Raw genomic sequence first — 21,240 nt, forward strand, 5'->3', positions numbered from 1 at the left:
GCACCAGCCGTGTCCGAGGCAGCCACCGGCCGGCACACCCGGTCGAACAACACCTTCAACGGCTCCGGCCCCAACCGCCTGCGGGCTCTGCCGATCGCCGCCGTCGTCGGCACCCGCCACGGCTTCTCCCACCGCCGCACCCTCTCCAGGCCCTGCGTCAGCAGCCGGGCCACTTCCTCATAGCCCTGTCCGGAGAACAGACACATCGCAAGCACGAAGTAGACCACCACCCGGGCCGGCAGCAGCCGGGACCGCTGTTCCAGGCGCCCGCACTCCACGACCACCTCATCCACCAACTCGGGCGGAAACACCCGCGTCAGCACACCCAGAGCGATCCGGTCCGACAATCGCTCACCCGATGACGACTTCACCTGACCTGGCCTTGGCACACCACCCCCAACGACCCACCACCATCAAAGTCACCGGTATTGGCCTTAGACCGTGTCCTATGTGGTGAGGTGGTCGTTGGGGCTGTCATGGGGCGGGGTACGTGGAGTTGGATTGTTCCGGACGGGCTGTGGGAGATCGCGAAGCCCTTGATCCCGCCTTCTCGGGTGCGGCCGCAGGGCGGCGGGACGCAGGACACGCCTGATGAGACGCTGTTCGCTGCGATCATCTACGTGTTGGTCAGCGGATGTGCCTGGCGGGCTCTGCCGCCCTGTTTCGGCGTCTCGAAGTCGACCGCCCATCGCCGGTTCCTGATCTGGTCCAGGGCCGGGGTGTGGGGCCGGCTGCACGAAGAGATCCTGCACCGCCTCGACGACGCCGGCCTGCTCGACCTGTCCCGGGCCGTCCTCGACTCCGCCCACGTCAGGGCGAAAATGGGGGCGAACTCACCGGCCCGAGCCCCGTGGACCGGGGCAAAGCGGGCTCCAAGATGCACGTCCTGTCGGACGCGAACGGACTGCCCCTCACTGTCGGCCTCTCGGCCGCCAACACCCACGACAGCCAGGCCCTGAAGCCCATGCTCCTCGGTCACCAAACGAGACACGACCCCCACCGCGGCCGGAACTTCAAACCCCAGCGTCTGCACGCCGACAAGGCTTACGACATACCTGAACTGCGGAAATGGCTCCGCGGGAAACGTATCGGCGTCCGCATCGCCCGCAAGGGCATCGAGTCGTCAGAACGCCTCGGGCGCCGCAGGTGGGTGATCGAGCGGACCATGTCCTGGCTGACCGGCTACCGCCGGCTCAACCACCGCTACGAACGACACCCCCGCAACTACCTGGCCTTCCTCGGCCTCGCCGCAGCCATCTGCTGCTACAAGCGACTCCTCCGCCTCACCACATAGGACACGGTCTTAATGCGGATCGGCTTACGCTGCCGGGCCCAGGAGCGGTAGTCACTCGCCGCGATCAGGGCCAGGCCGCAGGCGGGGGAACTGCTCGGCCAGTCGGTCCGGTGCCGCCTGGCGCCAGGAGTCGACGACGATGTCGCACAGTTCGTCCACGTCCTCGAGCGCTGCGATCCTGACCCGGACCCATGCCGAACTCGCCTCGTGCGGCGGCACCCAGAACTTGTCCGGCTCGGCCGCGATCAGCTCCGCCCGCTCATGCCTCGGGCATCGGACGGCGAACGATGTCTGGTCATCCGGGATGGTGACGTACATCTTCCCGGCCACTCGGAACGTGGGCATGCTCCACGCTTCCTTCTCGACCGTCTCGGGGAGGGACAGGGCAATACGGCGGACATCCTCGGCATCGATCATGCCCACCACCGTAACCAGCGCCACTGACGCCCACGGCCTGCGGTGAGGACCGCCGAACCGGACGACGGCCCGGCCCTTGCTGCCCGGGCGGGCCCGCGCCCACCGCAGTGGTGCAGCGCCCGGGCACCGACGACGACTCCCTAACCCACGGGGCTGGCCGGGCGGTTCTGCAGGTGTTCCAGGCGACGCTGGAATGCCTGCAGGGCGCGATGCTGGCGTCCGGGCACTCGGCGCCGCAAGGAGGCCAGGAGCGGGGCGAGCCGTCGTGCCCGGTCCGGGTCCGGCACGTGCTCCCATTGGTGGTGGGCACGGTCGACGTCCGCCTCCACGTCCGGATGGTCGACGCCTTGTTGCCTACGGTCCAGACGTGCTGTCGCGGCTTCCATCCACAGCTCGCAGCTACGGGCCGGATCGCCGGCGAGACGCGCGAGATCCGCGCGCACCTCGAGCCAGTGGATCGCCTCCATCGAGCCGGGGCCGTGTGTCTGGAGGGCGTCCGTTTCCCATGCCGTGACGAGGGCTACGGCCTCATCGTGTCGCCCGGCCCGCGCCGCGGCCATGATCGCCGGATGCGGATCGACGCCCGCAGGGCGGTTGGCGGGACCAGCAGGGGGCTGAGCAGGGATCGGTACCGCCGGCCGGTCTCCGGTTGCTGCTGCTGCGGTCTCGACTGGTTCGACGGCCAGGAGCAGTGGGTCGTCGGGCCCGTCGGCACGGGCGGCGGCATGCTGGTGGAGCCGACCGATCGGCGGCCGGGCTCCACTGCGCCACACCGCGGCACATGCGCGCAGATAGGCCGGGCTCGCGACGACGCTGCGCGGCGGAGGCGGGGTGACGCGTCCGTACAGGCGGACTCCGGGCCCGAGCGTCAGCCCTTGGCGGCGCAGCTGCTCCCATGCGTCCGCATCGGCCACCAGGTCCACGATGACGGTGGTGGCCCCCGTGCGACGCAGCCGCAGTTCGGTGATGAGCCAGTGCCACGGCACGCCGGTGTAGCGGAGGGTCGAAGGGGTCGTACGGGCCAGTGCCAGATGCAGCTGGTGCTGCTTGTGATCGACGTGGAGCTGTCCGGCAAGGCAGAGGACAAGGGGCCCCGACGTGGTGGCCGCGCCTCGGATGCGGGTCAGTACGGCCTGCGGATCGAGAGGGTCGGCGAGCTCCACCACCGTGGCCGAGACGGTGCCGGTCAGCACGCTGGGCGGGACGGCCGCGAGCGTCGACAGCACCGATGCCGCATCGATCATGCGGCCCTTTCCAACCGGCGCCGCCGCGAGCAGCACCGCGGTCCCTGATCCTGCGTCCACCCCTGAGATTGCCACGTCAGCACCGTAACTGGTGCAAGCGAACGGGGAGATGGCGGTCCTTGAATTGACCACGGTCGGAGCGCCCAGGGGATCGAGACGCAACGCACCGGCAAAGTGAGACGACCGGCCTTCGGCGCGCCTGCCCGAGGGGGCCGACGGCTTCCGGGGTGCTGGGACGGGCGTCGCAGAGGAGCGAGGCGTGGAGCGGCGCGAGGCCGGTCTCGACGAACAGCTGTCCGCCGTAACGATGACCGCCGGTCCGGAAGCGAGCCTGTCATCGCCGGCCGGGACCTGAGGCCGGACCACCGCATCCCCGTAAGGGGAAGAGACCACGGCCGTCCGCGCCACGCATGCGGACGTTGCTTTGCGTCATCCGTACGGGCGACTGAGCACGGTTGATCACCGAACGGCGAACCGACGAGGCGAAGATGCAGTCATGCACACACGAGTGCGCCGCGTCGTCCCGGTCCCGTCGTTGTCGGGCGGCAGGGATCTCCTGAGGCGGGCATCGGCGGTGGGGGGCGCTGAGGGTGGCGGTGGCGCCCGATGGCATTTGGCCGAATCACACCGCTGCAAGATAGATGCCTAAGGCATGTAATGGGACCGAAGGAATCGGATCACCGCGCGAGGTGCTCGATGGCTGATGTGACGACCCCTGCCCGCTTCCCCTCCGACAACGTTGCCTTCCCCCAGGACCGTACCTGCCCCTACCATCCGCCCACCGCCTACCAGCCGCTGCGCGACAACCGGCCGCTGAGCCGGGTCACCCTCTTCGACGGGCGTTCGGTGTGGGTGGTGACCGGCCACTCCGAAGCGCGGGCGCTGCTCTCGGACAGCCGGCTGTCATCGGACCGGCAGAACGCTGCGTTTCCCGCGCCGACCCGCCGATTCGCGGAGACCCGTCCCCGCCGTGCCGCACTGATCGGTGTCGACGACCCCGAGCACAACGACCAGCGGCGGATGCTGATCCCCGCCTTCTCGGTGCGCCGGGCCGCCGCGCTGCGTCCGCGGATCCAGGAGACCGTGGACCGGCTGATCGACGCGATGGTGGCCCGCGGCCGGGAGGCAGAACTGGTGAGTGCGTTCGCGCTGCCGGTTCCTTCCGTGGTGATCTGCGCCTTGCTGGGCGTGCCGTACGAGGACCACGAGTTCTTCGAGGAACAGTCGCGGCGTCTCCTGCGCGGCCCGTCGGCAACGGATGTGGAGGACGGGCGGGAACAGATGGACGCCTATCTGGCCCGGCTGATCGACCGCAAACGGAAGGAGACCAGTGGCGCGGCGTCGGGCGGTGAGGGCCTGCTGGACGAGCTGATCGCCGAGCGGCTGGAGACCGGGGAGCTGAGCGTCGAAGAGCTGGTGTCGCTGACGGTGGTCCTGCTGGTCGCCGGGCACGAGACCACGGCCAACATGATCTCGCTGGGCGTGTACACGCTGCTCAGGCATCCCGCGCAGCTGGCCGAGCTGCGGACGGACCCTTCGCTGCTGCCCACTGCCGTGGAGGAGTTGATGCGGTTCCTGTCGATCGCCGACGGCATACTGCGGGTCGCGACCGAGGACATCGACATCGCCGGGAAGGTGATCCGCAAGGACGACGGGGTGGTGTTCTCCACTTCGGTGATCAACCGGGACGCGTCCGTGTATCCGGAGCCCGACACACTGGACTGGCACCGGTCGGCCAGGCATCACGTGGGGTTCGGCTTCGGTATCCACCAGTGCCTCGGACAGAACCTGGCGCGGGCAGAGATGGAGATCGCCATCGGGACGCTGTTCGAGCGCCTGCCGGGGTTGCGTCTGGCCGAGCCGGTCGACCGGATCCCGTTCAGGCCCGGCGACACCATCCAGGGGATGGTCGAGTTGCCGGTCACCTGGTGAGGGCGGTGGACGAACACGGGGAGCCCACAATGGTGATCGACATCGACAGGGAGCGGTGTATCGGAGCCGGGCAGTGCGCGCTGACCGTGCCCGAGGTGTTCACCCAGGACGACGACGGATTCGGGGAGCTCGTGCCCGGCGCCGGAACCGGACGTGGCAGCGCGCTGGTACGGGAGGCCGCGCGTGCCTGCCCCGTCGCGGCAATCTCCGTACGGGCCGGCTGAGTTCGCACCGTCTCCGCCTGCCCTGGCCGTCGCGGTGGCGGCACGGCCGGGGTGGCGGGGGTGGAGCCGGGTCGTTCACGCCGCGGTGGACTTGGGCCCGGCCGTCCCGGTCCGGCTCGGCGGTCGCAGGACACGGCCGGTCTCATGCGTTCAGGCACGACGGCCACCGCTCGGGCGTTGCCGTCCGGTCGCTTCGTGGCACCTGCACTCGGACGGCGATCGCGATCAGCCGTCCGTCCTCGTCGCGGGCATGCGACACGGACCACGCGGTCGGTTCGGCGCCGGATGTCCGCAGGGCGACCCGGCCGGTCGAGCCGGCGTGCAGTGCGGGCACAGCCGGGCCCGCCCGGCGTCCCGGCCGCTTCGGCGCGCACGATCGGGCCGGAGCTGGTCTGCTGGGTAGCAGGGTCCGTTGCGCCTGCTTCTGGGAGAGAACCAGATGAGTACATACCGAGTCGCGCAGGTCGCCGCGGCCGGCGGACCCTTCGAGATCGCCGAACGCGAGGTGCCGCAGCCGGGCCCCGGCCATGTTCGCATCGCCGTGGATGCGTGCGGGATCTGCCACATTGACGCCATCTTCGTGAACGACGGGGTACCGGGCGTCCGTTTTCCCCTGGTCCCAGGTCATGAGATTGCCGGGCGCGTGGCGGAACTGGGCCACGCGACGCACAACAGGGGCTGGCAGGTGGGCGACCGGGTCGCCGTCGGCTGGTTCGGCGGCAGCTGTGGCCACTGCACACCGTGCAGGCAGGGCGATTTCATCGTGTGCGAGAGCCTCAAGGTCCCCGGCTGGGCATACGACGGGGGTTTCGCCGAGACAGTGATCGCACCGGTCGACGCCCTGGCCCGGATCCCGGACGGGCTGGCCGCGGTCGATGCCGGCCCCATGGCCTGTGCGGGGGTGGCCACGTACAACGGGTCGCGGTACAGCTCCGCCCGGCCGGGCGACCTGGTCGCCGTGCTCGGCATCGGCGGTCTCGGCCACCTCGCGGTGAAGTACGCGGCTGCGATGGGCTTCGAGACAGTGGCCATCGCCCGTGGAGCCGACAAGGCCGGCTTCGCCGAGCAGCTCGGTGCGCACCACTACGTCGACAGCACGACGGACGCCTTCCGTCGCGGACGCGCTGCGGTTCCTCGGCGGGGCCAAAGTCGTCCTGGCCACCGCCACCGGCTCGGCAGCCATCGCAGCGACGGTGGACGGGATGTCACACCGCGGCGAGCTGGTGGTGATCGGCGTTGCTCCCGAACCGCCGGGTATCCACCCCGCTCAGCTGATCACGGGCGCCAGGACCGTCCGCGGCCATCCGTCGGGCACTTCGCAGGACGTGCAGGACACCATGGCGTTCAGCGCCCTGCACGGGATCCGGCCGACAGTCGAGGTGGTGTCCCTGAACGAGGCAGGTGAGGCGTACCAGAAGATGCTCTCGGGTGCCGCGCGCTTCCGGATGGTGCTCACCACCCGGTGATCCGCGCTTCCGTTCGGGCTCGACGGCCGGCCGTTGCCCGGGGGGAACGCCCGCAGTCCGCAGCCGGCGCCGCCGTCCCGGCCGTGGAGGGTGGTTGCGCTGATCGGGCGCGCACGAGAGGCTACTGCGGGCCGGGGCCGGCAGGACAGAACCCTTCGACCGTCGCGAGGCGAAGCTGATCCATGAGCACATCACGGGACCTGATGTACATCTCCTCGGACGAGGCGGTCAGCCGCTCCGTGGACCAGGGTGACCTGTCCCTCGCCCTCGCCGGAGCCGAGGTGATCGATCTTCTCCAAGCGCGGGCCGTCACCCTCGACGTCGATCGCATCGTGCCGGGCGATCCCCCGACGACAACGGACTCTCTGTTGGATCAGGCCGCATCCTCGCTCGTCCGCGAATCGCCGTACGAATCGGTCGACGACTGGCTGTGGCGCAGGGGCCGCGGCCTCTACGCCGCCTATCTGGCCGCCTTTGAAGCGGAAGGGCAGCTCGACCGACAACGCCGCGGCCTGTTCCGGGACGGTCGCGTCGTGCCGGCCGATTCTCCGGGCCGCCGCGAGGCGGAGAGCCGCTGGGCAGCGGGCGAGCCCGTTCTGGCGACTCTGGCCGCGGCCGCCGGCGTCCACGGCAAGGACCGGGAGGGTCCCTCCGACTTCCCGAGTACCGGCGATGACACCGCGGACACGGTGCTTGCCGCGGTCCACGACGCACGGACGCAACTGGAGGCCATGCGTCAGCGACGCGCCATCGAGCAGGCCGCCTTCGACAACATCTGGCGAGGCGAATGACGACCGCACCGTGTAGACGGGGAAGGCGCCCCCGTCTACGCCTTGTCGGCGTGCCGCCGGTGGTCGACGACGCTGTCCGGGCCCGGGGTCATGATCGTTTCGTGTCCGTCCTCCGCCCGCACCCTGTAAGGCGGCGAGCCGTCCGGCCCCAGGACCTCGACGATCTCCAGCACTCGATCATGCTTGCCGACGACCCGGCCATGGACGACGAGACGATCACCCTTGCTGGCGTGCATCCTTCGCTGCTCCTCTCCGAGGGGGACGACCGATCCACCGCCCATCGTCCTGCATGACCTGCGGTACGACCACGAGTCATCTCAAGGGATCCCCCGTATGGACGCACAGCAGCCCAGTGCGGGGCCGTGCCCGCCGGTTCCGCGCTCCGGGGCCGCTCGCGGTGGCGCGCCTGGTGCCTCCGCCGTTCCGGTCACCGCTCGCGGCACAGTGGAGGCATGAACGCAGACAACTGCAGCGCCCTGTCCCGGGGCAGCGTTGCGACCAGGCTTCCGTGCCAGGATCTGGGCCGAGCGCGGCGCTTCTATTCCGAGCAGCTCGGACTGGAACCGGTGGACGAACGGCCGGGCGGCCTGCTGTACCGGTGCGGGGGCGTGGACTTCGCGCTGTTCCAATCGGCGGGGACCTCGCCCGGCACGTTCACGCAGATGGGCTGGGAGGTCGATGACATCGAGGCCGTCGTGTCGGAACTCAGGCAGCGGGGTGTGGTGTTCGAGGACGTCGACCTGCCCGGACTGCGCACGCAGAACGGGATCGCGGAGATCGAGGGGAACTACCCGAGCAAGGGTGCACGGGGTGAACGAGGTGCGTGGTTCCGCGACAGCGAGGGGAACATGCTGGGGATCGGCCAGCCGGTCGGATGAAGCGAGGCCCGGTGACCGGACAGGGTGGCCGGTCATGGTTCCGGCCAAGGCGCCCGGGCGGCGGCCCGCCGCACAGGTCCGTTTCCGGGGTGCGGCTGCGGGCCGGCCGCCCCGGAGACGAGAAGCCGGCTCACAGACGACAAGTCGGGCTCCCCGGCGCGTTCAGCGTTCGGACAGCTCCGAGGGTGCTTCCTGGACCGTCCAGCCGTTCCCGTCCGGGTCCCTGAAGAACATGAACGAGTTCCAGGTGTCGCCCTTGCCCTCCGTCCAGCCCTCCGGATCCACATGCTGGACGGAACTGACCTCCACGCCGCGGGACGTCAGCTCCGCGCGTGCCGCGTCGATGTCGGTGACGCACAGCTGGAGCCCCTGGAGCGAACCCGGCGTCATGGGCATCTCACCGGGTGCCAGCGGCATCCCGCTCTGCAGGGCGATGGAGCAGCGCGAACCCGGCGGGGTCAGCTGGATGATCCGGATGCCCGGCGCCACCTCGGTGTCGAGATCCGTCTTGAAGCCGCACTTGGTCGCGTAGAAGTCCTTCGCCCTGTCCAGGTCGGAGACCGGGACCAGAACGACTTCGAGTGTCCAGTTCATGGCCGGACCGTACTGGTCGCCTCCGACACGGGCAAGGAGGTAACGGACGGGCGTGCCACTCGCCTTCGGTGGTTCCGGCGGTCCGGCTCCGCCGGCTGCCGTGCAGGTACCGGCAACCCGGGGGTGCCCCTCGGAGGAGATCCCTGGTCCTTGACAGTGGACGGATGAGCACCAAGGGCCTCGGAGACCGCGGCGGCTGCACCTCCGGTCGTCGCGAAGGCGGACCGGCAGCGGGTCCCCTCAGCCTCCTTCCACGCACGACGACCACCCGGACGAGGTCGTCTCCGGCCATTACCGCGGCCGGCGCTTGTGCGTTGTCAGCCTGATGGCGGCCGGGCGGGTGGCCCGGCCTGACAGACCGGAAAGCCGGCGGACCGGTGCCGCGTCGGTGATCGCGGGAAGTCACTCCCGTCCAGTGGCTCAAACCCCGGCCGACCGGCGCACCGGAGGTTTCGCACCAGTGCCGGAGGGCGCCGCAGCCCGCAGACGTGCGCCCCTGGGGCTACCCCGGGGTTCAGGAGGCCCTGGGGACTGGGGGAATCTCGGGGGCGATCCCTGAGGTGACGCATGGTGTCCTCCTCATAACTTCGTGTCACGCCCCTCGATCTTGCAGGGGCTTGCCGGACCACGGTCGGTCGGCTCACGACGGCGAGGAGTTGATGGGCAATGCAGCAGTACGGTCTCGCCCCCTTCGGAGCGAGTGAAACCTACGAGGGGGACCACGAGTTCGGTGCCGGGGCGGCGCTGCACGAGTTCCCGGGCGCCGAGGCGGAGTTCGGTTCCGAGGCGGAGGCAGCCTGGGAGGAATACGGGCACGCGGAGGGCGAGGTCGCCCTCGAGGCGGGCATGACGTCGCTGGAGAGTCCGCTGACGGAGGCTGAGGAGGCGCAGCTCGCCGCGGAGTTGCTGGAGGTCTCCAGCGAGGCGGAACTGGAACAGTTCCTGGGCCGGATGTTCCGGAACGTGTCGCGGGGTGTGCGCGGCTTCCTGCGGTCACCGGTCGGGCGCTCCCTCGGCGGGATCGTGAAGAACGTGGCACGGGCCGCTTTGCCGGCGGTCGGCGGTGCGCTCGGCTCGATGGTCGCACCGGGAATCGGCACGGCGGTCGGCACCCGGCTCGGCACCATGGCGCAGAACCTGTTCGAGCTGGAGGCCGAGGGCGCGGACCACGAGGAGTACGAGTTCGAGGTCGCCCGGCGGATCGTGCGGCTGGCGGCGACGGCGGCGGGCAACGCGGCGCTCGACCGGCGGCAGGGTGCACCTCAGGCGCTGGCCGGTGACGCGGTGCTGGCGGCGGCCCGGCGGCATGCGCCGGGGGTGGCCCGGCGGTTCCGGCAGTTCGCCCAGCCGGCGCCATGGCATTGGCCGGCGCCCGCCCCGGCCGGCGGCCACCCGGGCGCGGGGCCCGCCGTGCAGGTCCCGCCGCGCTCGTGGGCGGCGCCGGGCCAGCAGGCACACCGCTGCTGCGGTCCGGGGGCCCAGGCGTCCGCCGGGGTGCTGCCCGTCGGGCCGGCACCGGGCCCTGGACCGGTGCCCGGCCGTGCCGCGCGGTCGGGTCGTTGGGTGCGCCAGGGACGCAAGATCGTCCTGTTGGGGATCTGACCGTGACACCGGCCCGGCCTGAGGTGGCCGCTCTGCTCGAGGGCGAGACGCGGGCGTTGCTGGCCCGGCTGGACCAGGTCAGGCCGTTCGTGCTGCACGAGACGATGGTGCTCGCCGCCGCTCCGGCACCCGCCGCGCAGGCCGCGATCGAGGCCTGCATGATCAGGGAGCGCCGCGCCCTGCGGGCCCGGGCCCGGGCCTTCCTCACCTGGCTCGCCGGACCCGGCCGGGGCGCCCCGCCCGAGGAGATGCAGCATCGTCATGCGCTGGTGCGCTGGCGGTTCAACCAGGTGCTGACCCAGTTCGACGTGTTCCACGACGCGCTCACCCAGCGCAGCGAGAGCACCGTCGGGGTGTGGCTGTCCGGGCTGGATACGGCGGCGGCCGACGCACTGCGTGTGCCGGCGTCGACGGTCGTGCCGCCCCCGGTTGTCTGCTATCTCGACCGGGGATCCGGTGGCGCCATCCGCCGGGCCGATACCCGGATTCCGGGCGGCGGTCGGACTCCGGTCGCGCTGATCCGGATCCCCCGGGAGCGCATGGTGGGGTACGGCGTCGGGGCATCGCTGGTCCATGAGGCGGGGCACCAGGTGGCCGCGCTGCTCGGGCTCGTACCGGACCTGCGGGCACGGCTGTTCGAGGTCGGGCGGGGTGCGCGGAGCGCGGTGGACCGGGTGGCGTACACCTGGTGGGGCCGGTGGGTCTCCGAGATCGTCGCGGACCTCTGGTGTGTGGGGAAGCTCGGCATCGCCGGCACGCTCGGTCTGATGGGCGTGGTCAGCCTTCCGCGGGAGTTCGTGCTCACCCCGCCGCCGCCCGGCGATCCGCATCCCTTCCCGTACATCAGGGTCCGGCTCAGCTGTGCTCTCGGGCAGGCGCTGTACCCGGACCCGCAGTGGGGACGACTGGCGGCCGTGTGGTCGTCCCTCTATCCCCCCACCCGTGCCCCGCTGCCGACGCGCCGCCTGATCGGCGCGTTGGAGGCGACACTGCCCGGGCTGGCGCGGCTGCTGCGCGACCACCGGCCGCCCGGGCTCGGCGGCCGCAGCCTCGGCGAGGCGCTGCCACTGGCGTCCCGTACGCCCGAGCTGCTCCTCGCCCGGTACGCCGCATGGGCGGCACGGCCGGCCCTGATGCGGACCGCGCCGCCCACTCTCGTCCTCGCGGTGCTGGGACAGGCCCGGGCAACCGCCCGGATCAGCCCCGAGGCGGAGAGCCGACTGCTCGGCTCACTGATCACGCACTGGGCCCTGTCCAGCACGCTCACCACCCTGACGGGCTGCGCGGGTGTCCGCGAGCGAGCCGTCACCAGCAGTTGAGGAGGTAGGCCATGGCCGTCGTCACAGCCCGCCCGGAACGCATCCCGCAGGGCGGGCGGGTTCAGCTCACCCTGTCCGAGAACTCGCCCGATACCCACGCGGCGGCGCTGCCGCCGGGCGTACGGGTCGAGTGGAGCATCGACGGGGTGGGGCCCCTGCACACCGTCGACGCGACGGACCCACGGTTGGCGCACTGGGACGTTCCGGAGGACCAGCAGCCCGCCGAGTACACCGTGCGCGGTGTGTTCGTGCGGAGCGACGAGGGCGAGGAGGTGCGGGACGAGGGCAGTGACGAAGTCGTCGTCACCCCCCGTCCGTTCGGCGCGCGGGACAGCGTCCAGGTCCATATGGGCCGTACGCACACGGAGCCCACGGACGACCAGGCGTTCTGGACGGTGATCCGGCGGAGCACCGAACGCATCTCGTTCAACGCCTACGCGCGCTGGATCGACGGTTTCCTGTGCGGCTTGCAGGAGCCCGGCGGGGTGGCGTACCCGCGCCGCAATCCCGGACCGCGCGCCCTGCCGTTCCCCGGTGTGGACGGCTACCGGCTGCTGAAGGTCGCCACCGAGGTGTTCCTGCTGGTCAATTGCGGCGTCCACGTCTCGTCCGGCAATGTGTCGCGCCTCTTCGGCGACGTGGACCTTGCGCAGGAGTGGGAGCGGTACGGCAGCCAGGAGCCGGGAGGCGACGCGTTCCGGCGGGCGATCGAGAACCGGTGGCGACGGTACGTCTCCGCCGAGCCGCAGGGCGGTGGCAACCCGGCGACCGATCCCGCGCTGCTGCCGTATCTCGGTGTGATCCGCCTGAAGCTCGGCGAGCAGGCCATCGACACCACCGAGGGCTTCGGCCGGCAGTGCTACGGCATCCTGCGGGACAAGCTGACCTTTCCCTTCCTGCTCGAACTCATCTGGAGCTACTGGCACGAGGAGGGGATGCTCGTCCAGTCGATCGACGCGGTCGCGCGCCGTTTCCAGAACGTACACGGGCCCGGCGCCCGCGATCCCCTCGCCCATATGGAGATCGACCCTCTGCGGGCCATCAACCCCCTGCTGTGGGGCTACATCCAGGACGAGCAGCACCGGCTCACGAACCTGCGCCGGGCGTACGAGTACGACCACCACTACGGGATCACGGCACTCGCGTCCGCCGTGCAGGCGCTGCGGCCCGCGGACAGCCGGCCCAGGTTCCTGGAGGCGTTCCACACCCTGCTCAACCTGGCGTCGGTCTTCTACAAGGAGGACGACGACACCACCGTCATCGCCGACGGGTTCCCCGTCCTCAACGCCCTCAAGGACGTCCACCTGCTGCTGACGGAGGGGCAGCACAACCAGTACGGGGACCTGCCGTGGACGGCGCGGCAGGAGATGCTGATGCAGCAGTGGCTGCTCGCCCGCCCCGAGATGCGCGAGTTCCTTCCCGGCCGGACGATGGTCGCCTACCCGGAGCCCTGGATGGAGCGGGTCGACACCATGAAGCGTCTCCAGGGCTGGTCGCCGGACACCGTCATCCATTTCCGCGACCTCGGGCGGTTCGGCGAACAGATCCTGCTCGCCGTACGCTTCGGGAACTGGACGGATGTGCACAACCGCAACCAGGCGGCGAACTGGGCCCGTTACTGGCGCACCGAGGTCCAGGGGTACCTGCACGCCTACCGGGCCGTCACGGGTGTCGACCTCAGCGTGGAGCGGACCGACACCAGGGTCGAGGCCACACCGCCCGCGCTGCTGCTGTACCGGCGGCTGCTCGACCGGCCCGGCACGCACGGCCCCGGTTCCGCTCTCGGTGCCGGCGCCTCCGGGGTCCCGCCCGCCGTGGGCGGGCGGGGCGGCCGAGCCCTGCCGCCGCGCGGCGGTACGTCGTACGCCGCGCTGCGCCGTCCCTGGCCGGACCGCGCCCAGCTTCCTCCCGGGGATCCTCGCCGGGGCGGGTGATCTCCGTGATCATCGACTGTCACTGCCACGCGGGCCGGGGCTCCGCCCTCAGCGGCCCTTGGGACACGGCGCCCCTCGGCTCGTACGTGCGGCGGGCGGACGCCGCCGGGATCCGCCGCACCGTACTGCTCCCCGCCTTCCACGACGACTACGCCGTGGCCAACCGCCGGCTCGCCCGGATCGCGGCGGCCCGGCCGGGCCGCTTCATCCCGTTCGCGATGGTGCACCCCCAGCGGGACGCCGGCCGGGTGCACCGGATGGTGGGCGAAGCGGTCGGCCGGTGGGGCTTCCGGGGGATCAAGGTGCACCGGCGGGACGCGCCGATCACCCGGGATGTGTGCGATGCCGCCCGCAGGCACGGGCTGCCCGTGCTGTACGACCCGATGGGCGACATCGCCCCCGTCGAACTCCTGGGCGCCGAATACCCGGACGTCGATTTCATCATCCCGCATCTGGGCAGCTTCGCCGACGACTGGGGTGCGCAGCGGGCCGTCCTCGACCACCTCGCCCGGCACCCGAACGTCCACACCGACTCATCGGGGGTGCGCCGCTTCGACCTGCTGGTCGAGGCGGTGCGCCGTGCCGGGCCCGGCAAGCTGCTGTTCGGCTCGGACGGACCCTGGCTGCACCCGGGGCTCGAACTGGCGAAGATCCGCGCACTGAACCTGCCTCCGCGGGACGAAGCGCTGGTGACCGGCGGCAACCTGCTGCGGCTTCTCGCCCGGGCGGAAGAGTCCCGCTCCTCCACCCGGCCCCTGCCCCACGGCGGAACGCCCGCTCAGGGAGCCGGCATTGTCTCCGGGCCCCGGCGCCGTGACGGTCCGTCCGTGCCCCGTACACCACCCCTCGTCCGACGACACTGACGCGCCCGGAGGCGGTATGCGGTTCATCATCGATCTGGACCACGAGGCCGGCGACGTGTACGGACACGCCGTGCTGGAGGGCGCGGAGGAACCTGTTGCGTTCCATGGGTGGCTGGAACTGCTGAGTCTTCTCGAACCTCCCCACAACCCCGCCGGGTCGACCGGCCTTCGAACTCCACGAAAACCTCGAAATCCCCGTACCGGTTGAAACCCCACCCCGTGATCGCCATCGTGGACGCAGTGCCTTGGTGATCCAGCAGCCCCGCCGCCGAGGAAAGGGTCGCGATGTCAGCATGTCCGCAGGACGTCCCCCCACCCGCTGTCGAATCCCTCTTCTGCGGCCGCACAGCGGAACTCGCCGCGCTGCGGGCCGGACTGCGGCGCGCGGAGGCGGGGTCCGCCCACCTCCTCGTCGTGGACGGTCCACCGGGCATCGGGAAGACCGCTCTGGTCCGCCAGTTCCTGCGCCGCACCGGCCCCGTGCGTACGCTGGCGGCGAGCGGGGACGAGGACGAGGCGGCCCTGCCGTACGGGGTGCTCGCCCAGCTGCTCGGACACCTGCCCTCCCACGAGCCGCCCACCGGCGTCCACGGGCTCGGCTCCGACGGCCTCGGCACCCGCCCGGGACCCGTCGACCTGTTCACCGCAGGGGCGCACCTCCTGGACGGCCTCGCCCGCCACGGCCGGACCGGCGACCCCGTCGTCATGGTGATCGACGACGCGCACTGGGCGGACACGCCGTCCCTCCAGGCCCTCACCTTCGCCCTCCGCAGGCTGCACGGCCGACGTGTGCTCACCGTCCTCGCCACACGGGACGCGGCGGACCCCCGCCTGCCCGAGGGGTTGCGCCGGCTCATCGCCGACGAGGACACCGCCAGGCTGACCCTCAGCGGTCTCACCGCACGGGACCTGCGCGAACTCAGCGACGCCCTCGTGCCGGCCCGGCTGCCCGCGCACGCCGTGCTACGGCTGCGGGACCACACGGAGGGCAACCCGCTGCACGCCCGGGCCCTCTTGCGGCAGGTGCCGCCCGGGGATCTGGCCGCCCCGGATGTCGCCCTGCCCGCACCCCGCTCGTACGCGCTGCTCGTGCTCGCCGACCTGGCCCGCTGCGAACCGGCCACCCGGGATCTCGTCGCAGCGGCGGCTGTGCTGGGCACCGCCTGCCCGCTGCCGCTCGTGGCCCGGCTCGCCGGCCTCACCGACCCCCTGCCCGCCGTCGAGCAGGCCGTGGCTCACGGCCTGCTCGCCGACCAGGCCGTCGCAGGCACCCCGTCCGTGGCCTTCCCCCACCCCCTGGTGCGGGCCGCCGTCTACCACTCCCTCGGCCCGGCCCGCCGTACCGCCCTCCACGCGGCGGCCGCCCTGCTCGTCGACGACGCCTACGTCCGTGTCCTCCACAAACTGCGGGCCACCGGCAGCCCCGACCCGGAACTCGCCGGTGAACTCGCCGCGCAGGCGCGCCGAGAGGCGGGCTCCGGCCACTGGTCCAAGGCCGCGTCCCTCCTCCGCCACGCCGCACGCTCGGCCGGGACACCTGCCGAGCGTGAGCGCCTCGGCACCGACGCCGTCGACGTCCTCCTCCACGACGGCCGCGTCGACGAGGCTTCCGCCCTCGCCGCGAGCCTCGCCACGGCGGCGCCCCATGGCGGTGCGTCCGTGCGGCAGCGCTACGTGCGCGGCCATCTCGCGCTCGTCCGGGGCGACGCCGACGACGCCGAGGCGCTCCTCGGCCACGCATGGAAGCAGTGCGATCCCGGCACAGAACCGCATCTGGCCCGCAGGATCGCGGAGCAACTCACCTACGCCGCCCTCGCCCGCGGCCATGCCGAGACCGCCCTGAACTGGGCACTGCAGGCCGAGGGCCTTCCGCCCGGTCCCTTCGACAGCGGGCTGCTGCGCTGCGCCCGCCTCGTGGCCATGGGCGCCGGCGGGGACGTTGCGGGCGCCCTCGCCCAGCTCGCCTGGCTGCCCGAGGCGTCCCTCGTCGACCGACGGCACACCGGGCTGCTGCTGGCCCGCGGCGTGCTCCGCCTGTGGACGGACGACCCGGCCGCCGCCCGCGGCGACCTTCGCACCGCAGCCCGCCACTGCGGCCAGGGTCCGGCAGCCCTGCGCATCCTCACCGGTGCGCTGCTCGGCTGGGCTGAATTCCGCCTCGGTCGCTGGGCGACCGCACTGGACCACCTCGAATCGGCCGCCGCGCTCGCCACCGACACCGGGCATTCGTGGCTGGAGCCCCTGGTCCGCTCCCGGGCCGCCACGGTGCGCGCCCTGCGCGGCGAACGCAGCGGAGCAGCCGAGCATCTGCGGGCCGCCTGTGAGAACGGCGCCGGCGACGGCCCTGTCGCGCGGGTCCACGTGGCCCGCGCCCGGGCCTGGTTGGCCCTGGCCAGCGGCACTCCGCATGCCGCGGTGACGGCGCTGACGCCGCTCGCCGGGACCGGGACCGACGCCGCTCGTGCCGACATCCACCCGTGGCGGCACAGGCTGGCCGAGGCACTCACCGTGCTGGGCGAGTACGAAGCCGCCGACCGCGCCCTGGCGCCGCTGGAACAGGCAGCAGCCCGGCACGGCCGGCCCACGGTCCTCGCGTCCACGGCGCGGGCCCGCGCCAACCTGCTGGCGGCCCGCCGCAGCCCCGAGGCGGCCGAACGGTCCTTCGCCGTCGCCCTCGCGGCCGCTGCCCGCGTACCCGATCCCTTCGAACGTGCGCGCGTGGAGCTGGACCTCGGCGCGTTCCTCCGCCGCGCCGGCAGCCGCACGGCGGCCGCCCGGCACCTGGGCGCGGCCCACGAGATCTTCTCCGCCCTGGGCAGCACGCCGTTCCTGCTCCACTGCGAGCGGGAACTCGCCGCCTGCGGCCGCACAGTGCGTCCCGCCCGGCCGTCGCTCGCCCTCACCGCACAGGAGTTCACCGTCGCCCGTCTCGCCATCACCGGCCTGACGAACCGGCAGATCGCCAAGGAACTGATCCTGAGCGTCAAAACCGTCGAGTACCACCTCAGCAACATCTACGCCAAGCTCGGCATCTCCTCCCGCACCGCCCTCCTGGATCGCCTGTCCCCCGCCCTCGTCCCACCCGGAGACCCACCCGCTCCCCTGACGGCCGGTGCTGGTACCAGACACGACGGGTGACGGCTTTCACCGCCGACGGCACACGCCCGTAAGCCTCGGCCGGACTGCGGCGAACGCGGCGGCCGCCCGGGTGCCCTGCTGGAGCCCCGCGAAGAGGCGTCCGTGAGAGAGACGGGACGGCGGAAGTTCAACGTGGCCGAGCCCGCGGTGCGGAGGGCATGGCGGCGGCAGGGAATCGCGGCGGAAATACACCGGCGACTGATCTCGGATATCGAGGCCGAGAGGATCACACTCATGATGCGGCCGGAACCCGAGGCATCACCCGCGCAGACGGCGTACGCCACTTGGGGATACCGGAAGGTGGGGCAGGCCCAGGCGGGTCGTGTGTCTTCGGTGTACGACGTGATGGTGTTGTCCTGGTCCTGAGAAGCCGTATCCCGGTGACGGTCCCGCTGTCCGGCCGGCCTCCCTGAGTGGAGCCGGTACGGCGGGCGCCCCGGGGTGGGGTGTTTCTCCGCACTCCACCCGAACGGCGGAGTCGTGGGTCGCCGGTTCCTGCCGCACCTCAGGCGATCATGGCCTCCGCGCGTGACCTCGTGCGTCGGACGCTCGGAAGGGATGACTCCGTGTCTATCAAGGTCAGCATCGACAGTGACACCTGCATCGGCAGCGGACAGTGTGCGGTTACCGCCCCTGCGGTGTTCACCCAGGACGACGACGGGTTCGGCACAGTACTGCCGGGCCGTGAGGACGGTGCCGGGGACCCCCTGGTGAAGGAGGCTGCCAGGGCGTGCCCGGCGCAGGCCATCAGCCTCTCCGGCAACTGAAACAGACAGGACCCAACCCGGCACGCCACAACGCGCAGTCCGGTCCGGACGACCGCCTGCCCCCACACCACGGCCTGAGCCGCGTCCGCGGCCGCAAGCCGGTGACCGGCTTCGAAAGGTGCCGCAGCAGACGTGTGCAGCCGGCTGCGGCGCCGCCAGCCCCTACAGGCGTGGATACAGCCGTCATGGTGTGCTTCGCGGTCCTCGTCAGGCCATGCACCTCCAGATCTCGTTCCATCTCTCGGCACGAGCAACGAGAACCGCCCGGGTCGGCGTCGGACCACTCCGCGCCACGGCTCATCCCGCACCGTGCGCCGGCCGTTGCGCACGGTGGCCCGCCCTCCACCGAGTCGTTCCCCGGCCCCACCGCAGACCGGGAAAGGCGACGCCGCCGCCTTAGGCGGGACGCACCATGCGTTCCACCCCGACCGGCAGCAGTTCAGTGGGGGTGGAACGCGGGATTGGGGCAGAAGCGCCAGGGCCCTGCTCACCACGACTTCGGTCCCGCCGGCGGTTTGCCCTGGCCATTCCCCAGACCGTCCGGAAGTGACAGGTGCCGGTGTCCGTCCCGTCATTCGTCGTGTCATCGGTGGTCATTCGGCAGTTATGTATGTGCCATTCAGTGTTCAGCAGTCATACTCTGCAGTCACACCAAGTTTGTCTCAGGATGCCGGCCTTCACTTCTCCGGAGCGCACCATGACAGCAGCGGTCACCACGGCGGACAGCATCGACGCAACAACTGCTCTGCTGCAGGCGGAGCTTCCTCAACTGGAGGAACACCAGAAGTCTCTGCAGAAGGAACTTGCCGCCGTATCCGAGCGGCTGGAATCGGTCCGTAGTGCCCTGACGGCACTGAGCGCACTGTCGACGACAGTTGTCCCGGTGACGGCCGTCCCACACCCCCGCGACGCCGAGACCGATGTCCCGCAGGTCTCCGCAGCACCCGTGGCCTCGGTCGAGCCCACTGCCGATGCGACGCCGGAGGCCGAAACACATGTGCCGGAGCCGGCAGCACCCGTTGCCGAGACGCAGGCGGCAGCCACGCCCGCGGACGAAGGCGCGGTGGGTTCCGAGAGCCCGGCATCGCCTCGCCGGGCACGACAGGTCGGCACCAGGGCGAGCAAGGAGGGTACGACGTCTGCGGCAGGCAAGCGAGCGGTACGCAATTCGTCACACAAATCCACCAGGCCCACAGGTGCCAAGGCGTCGAGGACGGCGCGCACAGGGCGCACCCATCCTGCTGCGCCCCCGAAGGATTCAGGCGGCCTCACCGAGCAGGTGATCGCCTTCCTCACCGGCAATGCGGGCACTCAGCTCCGTGCCCGGGACGTGGCCCAGGCGATCGGCCGCGACCACACCTCGGGCAGCATCAACGCCGTCCGCAGTACGCTCGACCGGCTCGTCGCCACGTCCCGCGCCCAGCGCGCCGGCCGTGGGCTGTACCAGGCACCGCTCGGCTGAGCCAACCGAACGATCGCACACATGCGGCTCGGGTGAGGCGCCCGCTGGCTTCCCTCCCTCGACGCCCTGGAGACCGCAGACCGACGGCGGCACCCACCGCCGGACCCCGTGGCCGTGAGGGGGTTCGGCGGCGTCCTTCAACGCGGGCCGTTGGTGTGGAGGAACACCACGGGCCCGCTGCCGAACCAGCCGCTTTCCTCAAGCGTCATCGTCGCGGCCATCGCCTTGGCGGTGTAGACGGGGTCCAGGGCCAGGCCTTCGCCTTCGCACGCAATCGCCTGAGCCCGCGTGCCCTCGGGGGTGGCATGCCCATAGCCGGGGCCGAGCCAGTCGCGTACCAGGACCAGGTCGTCGGCGGTGCGGCGCAGCGCGGGCAGCGAGGCGCCGCGCCGCCGCAGCAGCCTCTCGGTGCGTCGTGCGAGCCCGAGCAGTGCGGGGCCGTCCAGCCGGAGTTCGTCGTTGACCACTACTCCGAGGACACGGGTCGGCAGTCCTGCGAGCCGCAGGCCCAGCAGCAGGCCCGCGGCCGTGCCGCCCGATCCGACGGCAGTGACGATGTGCGAGGGTGTCGGGAGGACTCCCGAGCGGATCTGGGCGGCGAGCTCCAGTGCGGTCTCCACGTATCCGAGGGTCCCTACGGGAGAGGATCCGCCGGCGGGAAGCACATACGGCAGGTGCCGTCCGGTGGTGTGCCGCACGAGCAGCAGCGGAAGGGCGGCCATCGTACGGGCCCGGCTGCGCGTGAAATGCAGGGTGGCACCCGAGTGCTTCAGCCGCTCCAGCTGGGCGCTCACATGGTCGTCGAGCGGCTGGTCGATGAGGGCCAGGGCGACCGCAAGGCCGTGTTCGCGCCCGTAGAGTGCGGCGGCGAGCCCCCAGTTGGTGCCCAGCCCGCCGAAGGTGAGGACGGTACGCCTGCCCAGGCGCCGGGCGTCCGGGATGAGCCATTCCAGCTTGCGGATCTTGTTGCCGCCCCAGCCACCGTGGCCGAAGGCCCCCTCGTCCTTCAGCCACAGGTCGGCGCGCCCGGTGCTGAGGGAGGGCAGCGGCCGGACCGGGGTGGGGGCCGACCCAAGGCGGATGTGCGGCAGGGTGTCACGCAGCTCGGGGTAGTGCTGGTGGAGCAGTGCCATGGCCATGGACCAAGGATGCGCTGCCGACAGCCACTGGTGAAGCCGCGCCAAGTATCGCCGGCGGTTCCGTCGACGGACCGCTGCTGTGGCACGAGGACAAGCCGTGGCCCACACGCCCGGAGCCCACGGGTCCTGGCTGCTCAGCCACACCCCCCACGACCTGCGGGAGCAGCGACGGATTC

The 21,240-nt window shown here is 71.5% G+C and carries 19 protein-coding genes and 1 pseudogene; 13 read left to right on the forward strand and 7 right to left on the reverse strand.

Going from position 1 to position 21,240, the window contains the following annotated elements; translation table 11 throughout:
* Nucleotides 1–347 (reverse strand): transposase domain-containing protein (locus ACZ4Z5_RS06860; protein WP_468257725.1); only part of this gene is annotated, 347 nt, incomplete at its 3' end.
* Between the two features lie 129 nt (nt 348–476).
* On the opposite strand from ACZ4Z5_RS06860, the gene ACZ4Z5_RS06865 reads away from it, so the two are divergent.
* Nucleotides 477–1,294 (forward strand): IS5 family transposase gene (locus ACZ4Z5_RS06865; protein ID WP_468257727.1). Its coding sequence is split into 2 segments (ribosomal slippage): nt 477–822 and nt 822–1,294, totalling 819 coding nucleotides; the frame shifts between segments, so codons are not numbered across the junction.
* A gap of 51 nt (nt 1,295–1,345) precedes the next feature.
* Here ACZ4Z5_RS06865 and ACZ4Z5_RS06870 read toward each other — a convergent pair.
* Nucleotides 1,346–1,711: an MmcQ/YjbR family DNA-binding protein gene (locus ACZ4Z5_RS06870; protein WP_468257730.1), complete on the reverse strand. Its 366-nt coding sequence runs from the start codon at nt 1,709–1,711 to the stop codon at nt 1,346–1,348.
* A gap of 140 nt (nt 1,712–1,851) precedes the next feature.
* Entirely contained in the window at nt 1,852–3,030 is a 1,179-nt protein-coding gene (locus ACZ4Z5_RS06875) for a hypothetical protein (protein WP_468257732.1), read from the reverse strand.
* Between the two features lie 621 nt (nt 3,031–3,651).
* Between ACZ4Z5_RS06875 and ACZ4Z5_RS06880 the strand changes: the two genes are divergently transcribed.
* Nucleotides 3,652–4,887 (forward strand): cytochrome P450, encoded by a 1,236-nt coding sequence (locus ACZ4Z5_RS06880; RefSeq protein WP_468257735.1) that lies wholly within the window; start codon nt 3,652–3,654, stop codon nt 4,885–4,887.
* A gap of 29 nt (nt 4,888–4,916) precedes the next feature.
* On the forward strand, nt 4,917–5,111 hold the full coding sequence (locus ACZ4Z5_RS06885) for a ferredoxin (RefSeq protein ID WP_468257737.1): 195 nt from the start codon (nt 4,917–4,919) through the stop codon (nt 5,109–5,111).
* Between the two features lie 142 nt (nt 5,112–5,253).
* On the opposite strand, the gene ACZ4Z5_RS06890 is transcribed toward ACZ4Z5_RS06885, so the two are convergent.
* Nucleotides 5,254–5,772, reverse strand: a complete 519-nt coding sequence (locus ACZ4Z5_RS06890; RefSeq protein ID WP_468258772.1) for a hypothetical protein — start codon at nt 5,770–5,772, stop codon at nt 5,254–5,256.
* On the opposite strand from ACZ4Z5_RS06890, the pseudogene ACZ4Z5_RS06895 reads away from it, so the two are divergent.
* Together ACZ4Z5_RS06895 and ACZ4Z5_RS06900 are read left to right on the forward strand one after the other, a co-directional pair.
* Nucleotides 5,653–6,577: pseudogene (locus ACZ4Z5_RS06895) on the forward strand (alcohol dehydrogenase catalytic domain-containing protein). The gene ACZ4Z5_RS06890 and the pseudogene ACZ4Z5_RS06895 sit on opposite strands and share 120 nt — an antisense overlap.
* A 182-nt stretch (nt 6,578–6,759) precedes the next feature.
* Nucleotides 6,760–7,368, forward strand: coding sequence for a GOLPH3/VPS74 family protein (locus ACZ4Z5_RS06900; RefSeq protein ID WP_468257740.1), 609 nt, complete (start codon nt 6,760–6,762; stop codon nt 7,366–7,368).
* 35 nt (nt 7,369–7,403) lie between these two features.
* On the opposite strand, the gene ACZ4Z5_RS06905 is transcribed toward ACZ4Z5_RS06900, so the two are convergent.
* Complete coding sequence (locus ACZ4Z5_RS06905; protein ID WP_468257742.1) at nt 7,404–7,604, reverse strand: DUF1918 domain-containing protein; 201 nt, start codon at nt 7,602–7,604, stop codon at nt 7,404–7,406.
* A gap of 216 nt (nt 7,605–7,820) precedes the next feature.
* Here ACZ4Z5_RS06905 and ACZ4Z5_RS06910 point away from each other — a divergent pair, with 216 nt between their 5' ends.
* Entirely contained in the window at nt 7,821–8,246 is a 426-nt protein-coding gene (locus tag ACZ4Z5_RS06910; RefSeq protein ID WP_468257745.1) for a VOC family protein, read from the forward strand.
* 162 nt (nt 8,247–8,408) lie between these two features.
* Here the strand turns inward: ACZ4Z5_RS06910 and ACZ4Z5_RS06915 are convergent, their stop codons facing one another.
* Nucleotides 8,409–8,840 (reverse strand): VOC family protein, encoded by a 432-nt coding sequence (locus ACZ4Z5_RS06915; RefSeq protein ID WP_468257747.1) that lies wholly within the window; start codon nt 8,838–8,840, stop codon nt 8,409–8,411.
* A 666-nt stretch (nt 8,841–9,506) separates the two neighbouring features.
* Between ACZ4Z5_RS06915 and ACZ4Z5_RS06920 the strand changes: the two genes are divergently transcribed.
* From ACZ4Z5_RS06920 to ACZ4Z5_RS06950, 7 genes are all read left to right on the forward strand, one after another.
* Nucleotides 9,507–10,442 (forward strand): hypothetical protein, encoded by a 936-nt coding sequence (locus ACZ4Z5_RS06920; RefSeq protein WP_468257750.1) that lies wholly within the window; start codon nt 9,507–9,509, stop codon nt 10,440–10,442.
* Between the two features lie 2 nt (nt 10,443–10,444).
* Nucleotides 10,445–11,761 carry a hypothetical protein gene (locus tag ACZ4Z5_RS06925; RefSeq protein ID WP_468257753.1) on the forward strand — a complete coding sequence of 439 codons (1,317 nt, stop codon included), beginning with the start codon at nt 10,445–10,447 and terminating at the stop codon, nt 11,759–11,761.
* Nucleotides 11,762–11,772: 11 nt separating this feature from the next.
* Nucleotides 11,773–13,695 carry a hypothetical protein gene (locus ACZ4Z5_RS06930; protein ID WP_468257755.1) on the forward strand — a complete coding sequence of 641 codons (1,923 nt, stop codon included), beginning with the start codon at nt 11,773–11,775 and terminating at the stop codon, nt 13,693–13,695.
* A gap of 5 nt (nt 13,696–13,700) precedes the next feature.
* Nucleotides 13,701–14,558 carry an amidohydrolase family protein gene (locus ACZ4Z5_RS06935; RefSeq protein ID WP_468257758.1) on the forward strand — a complete coding sequence of 286 codons (858 nt, stop codon included), beginning with the start codon at nt 13,701–13,703 and terminating at the stop codon, nt 14,556–14,558.
* A 285-nt stretch (nt 14,559–14,843) separates the two neighbouring features.
* Nucleotides 14,844–17,696: a helix-turn-helix transcriptional regulator gene (locus ACZ4Z5_RS06940; RefSeq protein WP_468257761.1), complete on the forward strand. Its 2,853-nt coding sequence runs from the start codon at nt 14,844–14,846 to the stop codon at nt 17,694–17,696.
* A 572-nt stretch (nt 17,697–18,268) separates the two neighbouring features.
* Nucleotides 18,269–18,463: a ferredoxin gene (locus tag ACZ4Z5_RS06945; protein ID WP_468258720.1), complete on the forward strand. Its 195-nt coding sequence runs from the start codon at nt 18,269–18,271 to the stop codon at nt 18,461–18,463.
* A 697-nt stretch (nt 18,464–19,160) separates the two neighbouring features.
* Nucleotides 19,161–19,925, forward strand: coding sequence for a prefoldin domain-containing protein (locus ACZ4Z5_RS06950; protein WP_468257764.1), 765 nt, complete (start codon nt 19,161–19,163; stop codon nt 19,923–19,925).
* A 137-nt stretch (nt 19,926–20,062) separates the two neighbouring features.
* On the opposite strand, the gene ACZ4Z5_RS06955 is transcribed toward ACZ4Z5_RS06950, so the two are convergent.
* Nucleotides 20,063–21,064, reverse strand: coding sequence for a 1-aminocyclopropane-1-carboxylate deaminase/D-cysteine desulfhydrase (locus ACZ4Z5_RS06955; RefSeq protein WP_468257767.1), 1,002 nt, complete (start codon nt 21,062–21,064; stop codon nt 20,063–20,065).
* Nucleotides 21,065–21,240 lie beyond the last annotated feature (176 nt).

The organism is Streptomyces sp. NPDC030222 (genome assembly GCF_055573115.1).

Excerpts from the sequence above, each read along its gene's own strand:
- ACZ4Z5_RS06870 (WP_468257730.1), bottom strand. The coding sequence starts at position 1,711 with ATGATCGATGCCGAGGATGTCCGCCGTATTGCCCTGTCCCTCCCCGAG.
- ACZ4Z5_RS06880 (WP_468257735.1), top strand. The coding sequence starts at position 3,652 with ATGGCTGATGTGACGACCCCTGCCCGCTTCCCCTCCGACAACGTTGCC.
- ACZ4Z5_RS06885 (WP_468257737.1), top strand. The coding sequence starts at position 4,917 with ATGGTGATCGACATCGACAGGGAGCGGTGTATCGGAGCCGGGCAGTGC.
- ACZ4Z5_RS06900 (WP_468257740.1), top strand. The coding sequence starts at position 6,760 with ATGAGCACATCACGGGACCTGATGTACATCTCCTCGGACGAGGCGGTC.
- ACZ4Z5_RS06905 (WP_468257742.1), bottom strand. The coding sequence starts at position 7,604 with ATGCACGCCAGCAAGGGTGATCGTCTCGTCGTCCATGGCCGGGTCGTC.
- ACZ4Z5_RS06910 (WP_468257745.1), top strand. The coding sequence starts at position 7,821 with ATGAACGCAGACAACTGCAGCGCCCTGTCCCGGGGCAGCGTTGCGACC.
- ACZ4Z5_RS06915 (WP_468257747.1), bottom strand. The coding sequence starts at position 8,840 with ATGAACTGGACACTCGAAGTCGTTCTGGTCCCGGTCTCCGACCTGGAC.
- ACZ4Z5_RS06920 (WP_468257750.1), top strand. The coding sequence starts at position 9,507 with ATGCAGCAGTACGGTCTCGCCCCCTTCGGAGCGAGTGAAACCTACGAG.
- ACZ4Z5_RS06930 (WP_468257755.1), top strand. The coding sequence starts at position 11,773 with ATGGCCGTCGTCACAGCCCGCCCGGAACGCATCCCGCAGGGCGGGCGG.
- ACZ4Z5_RS06940 (WP_468257761.1), top strand. The coding sequence starts at position 14,844 with ATGTCAGCATGTCCGCAGGACGTCCCCCCACCCGCTGTCGAATCCCTC.
- ACZ4Z5_RS06950 (WP_468257764.1), top strand. The coding sequence starts at position 19,161 with ATGACAGCAGCGGTCACCACGGCGGACAGCATCGACGCAACAACTGCT.
- ACZ4Z5_RS06955 (WP_468257767.1), bottom strand. The coding sequence starts at position 21,064 with ATGGCCATGGCACTGCTCCACCAGCACTACCCCGAGCTGCGTGACACC.